Genomic DNA, 9,640 nt, shown 5'->3' with positions numbered 1-9,640 from the left:
GGGCTGATGGACTACATCGCCACCTGGACCGCCCAGCGCTCCGGTGCCTTGCCGGCCTAGCCGATATCACCCGCGGAGGCTGCCGGATCCGGCAGCCTCCGCGGGCCTGTGGGTCACAGGCCGTGATCGGCCCGCAGCATCTCCGCCGCGCGTTCGCCGATGACGACGCAGGGCGCCATGGTGTTGCCGGTGGTGACGCGCGGCATGATCGACGCATCGGCGATGCGCAGCCGGCCGACGCCGTGGACGCCGAGCCGGCGGTCGACGACTGACATCGCATCGCGGCCCATCCGGGCGGTGCCGCTCTGGTGCGAATGGCTGACCGTGGCGTTGCGCATGAAGGCGTCCAGCCCGGCGCGGTCGACCGGGCCAGGCAGCAGCTCGCGCTTCGCAAACCGCCGCAGGGGCGCCGAATTGCCGACATCGCGGCAGAATTCGATGCAGGCCCGCAGCGTCCTGCGGTCGGCCGGGTCGTCGAGGAAATTGGCATCGATCTCGACCGGGTCGCTCGGGGCCGGCCCGGTCAGGCGCACCCGGCCCCGGCTGGCGGGGCGCAGCACGGCAGTGGTCAGCGACCAGCCATGCGGCGGCAGTCCGATGCCGGCCGCTTCCGGGCTGGCATAGGGCAGCTCGCACAGGAAGGATTGCAGGTCAGGCCGGTCGAGCGCGGCGTCGCTTTTCCACATCGCGGTCATCTCGCCCAGGTTGTTGCGCCCGGTGATCGGCTCGCGTGATTCCCAGACGCAAGGCGCCATGAAGTGGTCCTGGAAGTTCCGGCCGATGCCGGGCAGGTGCTGCAGGACGGGGATGCCGAACCGGCCCAGCTCGGCCTCGTCGCCGATGCCGGACTGCATCAGCAGCTTGGGCGTGTGAATCGCCCCCAACGACAGCACGACCTCCAGCCGGGCGGCGACGCGGTGCAACTCGCCCTCGCGGCGGAACTCCACCCCGCGCACGGCCCCGCCTTCGATCGTCAGGCGAGTGACCAGGGCGTTCGCCAGCACGGTCAGGTTCGGGCGGCCCAGATAGGGATGGACATAGGCCCGGTACACCGATTGCCGCCGGCCGTCGCGGATGCAGACATTGGTGACGGCGGCGCCGCCATCACCCTCCATCATCACGCCGTTCTGGTCGGCGAAGGCTGGGATGCCGGCGGCGGCGAAGGCTTCGATTCCGGCTTCGGCGAGAGGGTGGGGATCGGGCGCCGGCTGGACGAACAGCGGCCCGCCCCGGCCGCGGCGTCCCGGGTCCGGCGCGCCGTGCCAATCCTCGATCCGCCGGTAGATCTTCAGGACGGATTGGTAGCTCCAGCCCTCATCGCCCGACACGGCGGCGAAGTCGTCCCAGTCGGCCCGATGCCCGCGCGACCAGGCCATCACATTGATGCTGGACCCGCCGCCCAGCACCTTGCCCATGGCCATCGGGATGGCGCGGCCGTTCAGGTTCGGGTTCGGCGCCGCCTTGAACAGCCAGTTCTGTTCGCTGCGGCGCAGGACGGGCCAGCGGGTCGCGTCGGTGATCTCGGGCACGTCGTCGGTGCCGCCGGCTTCCAGCAGCAAGACGCTGACCTCCGGATTCTCCGCCATCCGCCGCGCCACCACCGACCCCGATGATCCGGAGCCGCAGACGATGACATCGTAATGCGGCTTCAACTCGTGGGGGTGGCGTGCGTCGAGATCGTCGGACACCATGGGTTTCCTTCGGAAGCGGCTGACCCAAGGAATCATCGCGGACGCGGCTTACCGGACGGTGTCCTGGCCCGGAAAATCGGTTACGGCCGCAATCCTGGGCTGTGTGGCTGGTCAGTGCGGCGCCAGGCAGGCCTGCAGCGCCGCGCCCAGCCGGTTCGCCACCCCGTCGTCGTCCTCCAGGGCGGGCGCGCCCAGGGCGACGCGCAGCGTGGCGAAGCCGAGGATGACCGCGGTCAGCAGGGCGGCCCGTGCCGGGGCGTCCGTGCCGCCGAGATGCCGGGCCAGCGGCCCGATGAAGCCGGCATGCAGGGCTGCCGACAGGATCGGCGCCGCGACCGGGCTGGCGGCCGAGCGCAGCAGCAGGCGGAATTCGTCGAAGCCGTCCGCCGGCGCGGTGCCCTCCGATTTGCCGGTCAGGTGCCGGGCGATGCGCAACCCCAGGCCGTCGACCGGGCCGTCGAACGGTGCCTCGAGTGTGAAAGCGCCGTCGGCCACGGCCGCGAATAGCGCCTCCTTCGACCCGAACAGCCGGATCACGATGGCCGGGTCCACCGCGGCGTCTGCCGCCAGGTCGCGCACCCCGAGCTGATTGACAAGATGTGATGGTCCTCCAATTTGTCAACGATCGTTGACTATCATCGGCCGACGCGAGCGTCGAGGCTGGAGTGGAGGATACCATGCGGCTTTCCGGCAAGATCGCGCTGATCACCGGCGGCACCAGCGGCATCGGCCTGGCCGCCGCGCAGCGGCTGGCGGAAGACGGCGCCCATGCCATCGTGGCCGGCCGGGACGGCGCCCGCCTGCAGGCCGCGGCGGATCTGCTCGGCGCCCGCGGTGAGGCGATCGCCGCCGATGTGGCGGATCCGGACGGCCTGGCCGGGCTGATGGCGCAGGTGCGGCAGCGCCATGGCCGACTGGACGTGCTGGTGGTCAGTGCCGGCGTGTCGAACGCACCGCCGGTCGGCGACTTGACGGCCGACGCCTATGCCAGCCTGATGGACGTGAACTGCCGCGGCGCCGTGTTCAGCTTCGTGCACGCCCTGTCGCTGCTGGCGGACGGCGCTTCGGTGATCTTCGTCGGCTCGGTCGCCGGGCGGAAGGGCCAGCCGGGCGATGCGCTCTATGCCGGCAGCAAGGGCTTCATCCGTGCCTTCGCCCGCAGCGCCGGCACCGATCCGGAGCTGTTGCGCCGGCGCATCCGGGTGAATGTGGTGGCGCCCGGCCCGGTCGACACCGCGCTGACCGCGGCGGCGACGGCCGACCCGGCGATCAGCGCCTATGTCGAAAGGCTGATCCCGATGCGGCGCTGGGGCCGGGCCGCGGAGGTGGCGGAGGCGATCCTGTTCCTGGCCTCCGACGCCTCCAGCTTCACCACCGGGGCGGAGATCACGGTCGATGGCGGCATGGCCCACGCCTGAAGACGCGGGTCGTCTTGTCCGCGCTATGCGCCCATGCGGAGCACGATCTTGCCGGCGATGCTCCGCTCTTCCAGGAGCCGATGGGCCTTGGCCGCTTCGGCCAGCGGCAGCACCAGGGCCGGCTCGGCATCGAGTTCGCCCGCGGCCGTCCAGTCCAGCACCTCGCGTGCCGCGGCGGCCAGGCGATCCGGAACCAGATGGGCCAGCCCGCCCAGGCTCAGCCCCTGGACCGTCTTGGTGCCGTGCCAGGTCTCATCGCTCGAAAAGCTCTCATCCTCGCCGCTGGCGTTGCCCAGGATCATCAACCGGCCGAGCGGTGCGAGATTGTCGAACGCGACCCGGCGAAGGCGGCCGCCGATTGGATCGAAGGCGGCATCGATGCCGCGCCCCACGGTCAAGGCCTTGAGCCCGTCCGCGAGATCGTCGGCCAGCAGGGTCTCGGAATAGCCGAGGCGTGAGGCGGCCGCGCGCTTGGCCTCGCTGCCGATCACCCCGATCACGCGCCCGGCCCCGGCCTTCCGGGCCAGCAGGCCCAGCAGCCGTCCGAGGCCGCCAGTGGCGCCCAGGACCAGCACATCCTCGCCGCGGCCGACGCGGGCCAAGTCCTTGATCGACATCCAGGCGGTGGTACCGTTGACCAGCACCGCGGCGGCCTGCGCGAGCGACGCGCCGGGCGTGAGCGGGATCGTCAGTGCCGCCCGGGCCAGGGCGATTTCGGCATAGCCGCCCGCGCCAGGGCGATTTCGGCATAGCCGCCCGCGCCCGGCAGCGAGACGAAGTCGTTGAGCAGGGCGGCCACCGGATCGCCTGGCGCCAAGCCGGTGACATCGGGGCCGACTTGGCGCACATGACCGGACACCTCGATGCCGAGCGTCAACGGCAAGGGCAGGGGAAAGGCACCGCGCCGGAACTGCGTGTCGACGAAGCCGACGCCGGCGAAGGCGACATCGATCGTCACCTCGCCCGGCCCCGGCAGCGGTTCCGCGAGATCGACCAGCCGGAGGACGTCCGGCCCGCCGAACGCCTCGATACGGATCGCTTTCATGCGCAGCAGCCTTTCCGATACGGGTCCGCGGCGGCGCCGCGACCTCTATCTCATCACTGCACAACAGGCGAAGCGATCCGCTGCCTCCATCGGCTAGGCCGCGGGCAGCGACATGTGGCCGACTTTGTAGGCTTGGCCCGCCGTGCCGGGCGGGATCTCGGCCCAGAGACGGAAGCGCACCCGGGTCCAGCCGGTCGGGTCGAATCCGGCCACCGCCGCGAGGGCACCGCCGGCCTCCACCGCCTTGATCGTCGCTTCGTCCTCGCGCCGGCGCAGTTCGCCCAGCGGGGCGTGGGGTTCGATGGCCAGGATCTCGCGGGTGGCGAAGGCGGCTTGCGCCACCCGGTCCGACACTCGCGCCTGCCACACCGCCCAGGTCCGCACCTGCGGCCAGCCGAAGGCACCGCTCACAGCGGCGAAACCCTCGCCGCACAGGAAGTCGTTGAGGCCGGTGCTGTTGTCCCAGAGATAGAACGGGGCATACAGATTCTCGTGTCCGCCCGCCGTGTCGTCGCCGCGGCGGGCCGTCAGATAGGCCTTGAACCGCAGATTCGGAAAGCCGTCGAGCAGCGGCCCCTTCTCGGTGATGCGGCGGTCGATGATCGCCATGTCGTAATCGGCCGGCAGGGTGAAGCTGTACTGCATCGCGATCATGATCGGGCCTCCTCGGCCGAGACGGGCTCCAGCCAGTGGACGGCGGTGCCGCCCTGCACCGCCTGGATGCTGATATAGGAGAAAACGCTGTCGGGCGCGGCGCCGTGCCAGTGCCGCTCACCCGGCGCGAACCAGACGCAGTCCCCGGCGCGCAGCTCCGCCACTGCCTCGCCGTCGCGCTGCACCCGGCCGACGCCGGACAGGGCATACAGCACCTGGCCGCGCGGGTGGGTGTGCCAGCGGGTGACGACGCCGGGGTCGAGCGTCGCCCGCATCGCGGTGACATCGCCGTCGCCGCGGCCCTCGACCAGCATCTCCGCCCAGAACGGACCGGTGGCGATGCCGTCGGGCGCCCGCACCGTGCCGGCCCCCGCCCGGTGGATCGCGGGTCGGGTGGCCGAGCGGGTGGCGAACTCCACAGTCATGGCCGGGCTCCCGTCGTCTGGGCCTGCGGCGCGACCATCTGGGCGATGCCGTTGCCGAAGGACCATTCGTCGGCAGCCGTGGTGGTGATAATCACCATGACATCCGCGGGCCGCAGCCCCGGTGCGGCGGCCAGCCGTTCGGTCAGGCGGCGGTAAAAGGCGGCCTTGACCTCGGGGCTGCGCGGCCGGCCGGCGGTGATGGCGAACAGCACGAAATCATCGGAGCGCGGCCCGGCGAGATAGCTGCGGTCGAACACCAGTTCGCCCGGCTCATGCTGGTGGATGGCCTGGAACCGGTCGTCGGCCGGCACGTCGAAGGTCTCTACCAGGGCCTGGTGCAGGCTGTTGGACAGGGCGCGGAGGTACTCCGGCGACTTGCCCCGGTGCAGGGCTATGCGGGTGAACGGCATTGGTCTGGCTCCGCTGGTGCCGCCATCGCGGCGGCCTTGACGACCCCGGATATGACCCTGCATGGTCGTGCTGAAAATCAGATTGTTCTGAACGGACAGTTCCAAAAAAACGGATGGTTGCGATGGGGCGGGTGACCTTCGACCTCGACGTGCTGCGCAGCTTCGCCCTGGGCATGGAGCTCGGCAGCTACGCCCGGGCGGCCGACCGGCTGGGCCGTTCCACCTCGGCGGTCAGCGCCCAGCTGCGCAAGCTGGAGGAGCAGGCGGGCACGCCGATCTTCCGCAAGGCCGGCCGCGGCCTGGCCCTGACCGAGGCGGGCGAGACCATGCTGGCCTATGCCCGCCGGCTGCTCGACCTCAACGACGAGGCCGCGGCCGCGATCCAGGGGGTGGAGTTGGAGGGCTGGGTCCGGCTCGGCCTGCAGGAGGATTTCGGCGAAGCGCTGCTGCCCGCGGTGCTGGGCCGCTTCACCCGTGCCCATCCGCGGATCCGGATCGAGGCGCGGGTGGCACGCAATGCCGAGCTGATCGAACGCGTCCGGTCCGGCCGGCTCGATCTGGCGCTGGCCTGGGGCGACACCGACCGGACACCACACAGCACCCGGCTGGTCGAGGTGCCGATGCGCTGGGTCGGCCCGGCCACTGCGCCGATGCCCTGGCCGGGGCCGCCGGGCGAACCGCTGCCGCTGGCGGCACTGGAGGCGCCCTGCCTGCTGCGGAGCGCCGCGGCCGAGGCGCTGGACCGGGCCGGTATCGCTTGGCGGCTCGCCTTCGTCAGCCCCAGCCTGGCCGGGCTGTGGGCGGCGACGGCGGCGGGGCTCGGTCTCACCATCCGCACCCCCCTCGGCCTGCCCGCCACGGTGCGGCTGCTGGCGCCGGGGGAGGGTGGGTTGCCAGGCCTGCCGATGCTCGACCTCGGTTTGCACCGGGCCGAGGCCGAACCGGCCCCGGCCACCGCCCGCCTGGCCGCGATCTTGCAGCAGGCGGTGGCGGATGCGGTGGCCGCGACGTAGCGGCGGGCGGTGTCAGCCCTCGCGCTTCATCCGCTCGCGCCGGGCCAGCTCGGCCTCGCTCGGCTCCTTCAGGGCGAAAGACCCGGTGGTGACGGCACCGGCGCGATGGTAACGGCTCATCGTCACGCCCGTCGTCGACACCCCCGACTCGACCAGTTTCAGCGCGGCGGGCAGGGTGCCGCGGCCGAACAGCCGCTTGCCCGAGCCCAGCACCACCGGGAACACGAGCAGGCTGAACTCGTCGATCAGGTCGGCGGCCAGCAGCGTCTGGATCAGATCGGTGCTGCCCTGCAGCAGCAGCGTCGGCCCGTCCTGCTGCTTCAGCCCGGCGACCGCCTCGGCCACGTCGCCGCGCAGGGCCACGGAATTGGCCCAGCCCAGCGGCTCGGCCGAGGTGGTGGCGACGTATTTGGTCACCTTGTTGAAGGAGTCGGCGATCGGGTCGCCGGCATCGGCATAGGGCCAGTGGGCGGCGAAGATCTCGTAGGTCTTGCGGCCCAGCAGCAGGTCGAACGGGGCGCCGAAGGTCTTGCCCATGAACCCGCCCATGGCGTCGTCCCAATAATGGAACGTCCAGCCGCCATGGCTGAAGCCGCCGGTCGGATCTTCCTCGGGGCCGCCCGGGGCCTGCATCACGCCATCCAGGCTCATGAACGCGGCGGCAACGACCTGTCTCATCACGCTTCTCCCAATCGTAGGCGGCGCCTTGTGCCGCCCGGTTTCCGCGGCCGCCCGCTTCCGGGGCTGACGCCGAGATCGACCCAAGGACGGGCGGGCAAAGGCCGATCCGACATCCCCTCGAATCTTTTTCCAGTGGCCGTGCCGGGCGCAGACGGATTTGCCGCTGCGGTTCGTCAGCGTATCGTCCGGGACGAATCTCGAAACCGGGTGAGTCGTCGATGTCCCTGCTGAATCGCTACGTCGCCTTCGCCCTCCTGGTGCTCATCACCCTGGCCACCCTGCCGCTGATCGGCCAGGTGCATTGGCTGTGGCCGGTGACCCTGGTCGCCGGCTTGCTCAGCCTGGTCGGGATCTGGGACCTGGTGCAGGCGCCGCATGCGGTGCGCCGCAACTACCCGGTGCTCGGCCACATCCGCTACCTCGTCGAGGCGATCCGGCCGGAGATCCGGCAATACCTGCTGGAGGCGGACAACGACCAGCTGCCGTTTTCCCGGGCGCAGCGGTCGCTGGTCTATGCCCGGGCCAAGAACGAGGGCGGCGAGAAGCCGTTCGGCACGCTGCTCGATGTCTACCAGCCCGGCTACGAATTCATCGGCCACTCCACCCGGCCGGTGCCGGTGGCCGACCCGGCGACCTTCCGCATCGAGATCGGCGGGCCGCAATGCACCAAGCCGTACTCTCATTCGGTGTTCAACATCTCCGCCATCAGCTTCGGCGCGCTCAGCGCCAACGCCATCCGGGCGCTGAACCAGGGCGCCAGGCTGGGCGGCTTTGCCCATGACACTGGCGAGGGCAGCATCAGCCCCTATCACCGCGAGAATCAGGGCGATCTGGTGTGGGAGCTGGGCAGCGGCTATTTCGGCTGCCGCACCGCCGACGGCCATTTCGACCCGGAGCGCTTTGCCGCCCAGGCGCAGACCGACCAGGTCAAGATGATCGAGATCAAGCTGAGCCAGGGGGCCAAGCCGGGCCATGGCGGCATCCTGCCGGCGCGCAAGGTGACGCCGGAGATCGCCGAGACCCGGGGCGTGCCGGTCGGGGTGGACTGCATCTCGCCGTCCAGCCACAGCGCCTTCTCCACGCCGGTCGAGATGATGGGCTTCATCGCCCGGCTGCGCGAGCTGTCCGGCGGCAAGCCGGTCGGCTTCAAATTCTGCCTCGGCCACACCTGGGAGTTCATGGGCATCGTCAAGGCGATGCTGGAGACGGGCATCCTGCCGGATTTCATCGTCGTCGACGGCGGCGAAGGCGGCACGGGTGCTGCGCCGATCGAATTCACCGACCATCTCGGCGTGCCGATGCGGGAAGGGCTGCTGTTCGTCCACAACACGCTGGTCGGCGCCAATCTGCGCGGCAAGATCCGCATCGGCGCCGCCGGCAAGGGGGTCAGCGCCTTCGACATCGCCAGCCTGCTGGCGATCGGCGCCGACTGGGCCAATGCGGCGCGCGGCTTCATGTTCGCGATCGGCTGCATCCAGTCGCAGAGCTGCCACACCAACCGCTGCCCGACCGGGGTGGCGACCCAGGACCCGCTGCGCCAGCGCGCCCTGGTGGTGCCCGACAAGGCCGAGCGGGTGCACAATTTCCACCGCAACACGCTGAAGGCGCTGGCCGAGATGCTGGCGGCAGCGGGGCTGGAGCACCCCTCCCAGCTCGGCCCGCACCACCTGGTGCGGCGGACCGGCACCACCGAGATCCGGCTGTTCTCCCAGCTGCACTACTTCGCCAAGCCGGGCGAGCTGGTCGACGGCGAATCGCGCAGCACGCTGTACGCCGACAGCTGGCACCTCGCCCGCTCCGACAGCTTCGACCCGAAGCCGGTCTAGGCGCGGCCACGGGCCCGACGCAATTTCGACGCGGTCCAGGATAATAGTCCGGCTTCTGGCGCCATGGGGCGCGGGGAAGGGGGCCGATCCACCATGCCGTACGCAAAGGCGCTGATGGCTGCCGCATTCGGGGCCTGTCTAGCCTTGGCGGTGCCGGCCGCCGCCGCGGACTCCGTCCGCATCGACTCGATCGGTACCCGGCTGTTCTATCAGCAGACCGGCGCGCTGTCGGACCCGGGCGCCCTGGATGGCGGCCCCGGCGATGCGAAGTTCCAGGCGGCCGAAGCCAGGCCCTGGGACGGCATCCTGGTCGATGTGGTGCTGCACGGCCCGGCCGGTCTCGAGGATGAGGTCACGGTGGTCCGGGTTCGCGCCGGCAACAAGCCCGACCCGCAGGGCGACGGCCAGCTTGTGGCGCGGGAGTATCTGGAAGGGATCACATTCGGCCCGGACGGGGTCGCCCATTTGCCGTTGCTG

At 70.8% G+C, this 9,640-nt stretch carries 12 protein-coding genes; 4 read left to right on the top strand and 8 right to left on the bottom strand.

Translation table 11 applies throughout. The features are described from left to right. Positions 1-113: 113 nt before the first annotated feature. Both AC3XYG_RS02045 and AC3XYG_RS02040 read right to left on the bottom strand, forming a co-directional pair. On the bottom strand, positions 114-1,691 hold the full coding sequence (locus AC3XYG_RS02045; RefSeq protein ID WP_489138149.1) for a GMC family oxidoreductase: 1,578 nt from the start codon (positions 1,689-1,691) through the stop codon (positions 114-116). A 111-nt stretch (positions 1,692-1,802) separates the two neighbouring features. After that, positions 1,803-2,270 (bottom strand): TetR/AcrR family transcriptional regulator, encoded by a 468-nt coding sequence (locus tag AC3XYG_RS02040; protein WP_489138148.1) that lies wholly within the window; start codon positions 2,268-2,270, stop codon positions 1,803-1,805. A 98-nt stretch (positions 2,271-2,368) separates the two neighbouring features. On the opposite strand from AC3XYG_RS02040, the gene AC3XYG_RS02035 reads away from it, so the two are divergent. Next, on the top strand, positions 2,369-3,109 hold the full coding sequence (locus AC3XYG_RS02035) for an SDR family NAD(P)-dependent oxidoreductase (RefSeq protein WP_489138147.1): 741 nt from the start codon (positions 2,369-2,371) through the stop codon (positions 3,107-3,109). 23 nt (positions 3,110-3,132) lie between these two features. Here the strand turns inward: AC3XYG_RS02035 and AC3XYG_RS02030 are convergent, their stop codons facing one another. The 5 genes from AC3XYG_RS02030 to AC3XYG_RS02010 form a co-directional block, all read right to left on the bottom strand. Next, complete coding sequence (locus AC3XYG_RS02030) at positions 3,133-3,753, bottom strand: zinc-binding dehydrogenase (protein WP_489138146.1); 621 nt, start codon at positions 3,751-3,753, stop codon at positions 3,133-3,135. Between the two features lie 44 nt (positions 3,754-3,797). Then, positions 3,798-4,154, bottom strand: a complete 357-nt coding sequence (locus AC3XYG_RS02025) for an alcohol dehydrogenase catalytic domain-containing protein (RefSeq protein WP_489138145.1) — start codon at positions 4,152-4,154, stop codon at positions 3,798-3,800. A 93-nt stretch (positions 4,155-4,247) separates the two neighbouring features. Next, entirely contained in the window at positions 4,248-4,808 is a 561-nt protein-coding gene (locus tag AC3XYG_RS02020) for a DUF4865 family protein (protein WP_489138144.1), read from the bottom strand. After that, on the bottom strand, positions 4,805-5,233 hold the full coding sequence (locus tag AC3XYG_RS02015; RefSeq protein ID WP_489138143.1) for a cupin domain-containing protein: 429 nt from the start codon (positions 5,231-5,233) through the stop codon (positions 4,805-4,807). The genes AC3XYG_RS02020 and AC3XYG_RS02015 overlap by 4 nt, the downstream gene beginning before the upstream one ends. Beyond that, positions 5,230-5,643 carry a tautomerase family protein gene (locus AC3XYG_RS02010; protein ID WP_489138142.1) on the bottom strand — a complete coding sequence of 138 codons (414 nt, stop codon included), beginning with the start codon at positions 5,641-5,643 and terminating at the stop codon, positions 5,230-5,232. The genes AC3XYG_RS02015 and AC3XYG_RS02010 overlap by 4 nt, the downstream gene beginning before the upstream one ends. Before the next feature lie 122 nt (positions 5,644-5,765). Here AC3XYG_RS02010 and AC3XYG_RS02005 point away from each other — a divergent pair, with 122 nt between their 5' ends. Next, positions 5,766-6,656: a LysR substrate-binding domain-containing protein gene (locus AC3XYG_RS02005; RefSeq protein ID WP_489138141.1), complete on the top strand. Its 891-nt coding sequence runs from the start codon at positions 5,766-5,768 to the stop codon at positions 6,654-6,656. A 12-nt stretch (positions 6,657-6,668) separates the two neighbouring features. Here the strand turns inward: AC3XYG_RS02005 and AC3XYG_RS02000 are convergent, their stop codons facing one another. Continuing rightward, a complete protein-coding gene (locus tag AC3XYG_RS02000; RefSeq protein WP_489138140.1) occupies positions 6,669-7,334 on the bottom strand; it encodes a dihydrofolate reductase family protein in 666 nt (221 codons plus the stop codon). 221 nt (positions 7,335-7,555) lie between these two features. On the opposite strand from AC3XYG_RS02000, the gene AC3XYG_RS01995 reads away from it, so the two are divergent. Continuing rightward, positions 7,556-9,163 carry an FMN-binding glutamate synthase family protein gene (locus AC3XYG_RS01995; RefSeq protein WP_489138139.1) on the top strand — a complete coding sequence of 536 codons (1,608 nt, stop codon included), beginning with the start codon at positions 7,556-7,558 and terminating at the stop codon, positions 9,161-9,163. A gap of 114 nt (positions 9,164-9,277) precedes the next feature. Further along, on the top strand, positions 9,278-9,640 hold a 363-nt coding region (locus tag AC3XYG_RS01990), incomplete at its 3' end, for a hypothetical protein (RefSeq protein WP_489138138.1).

It is taken from the genome of Inquilinus sp. (genome assembly GCF_057815775.1).
This window is presented reverse-complemented; position numbering and strand designations above follow the sequence as displayed.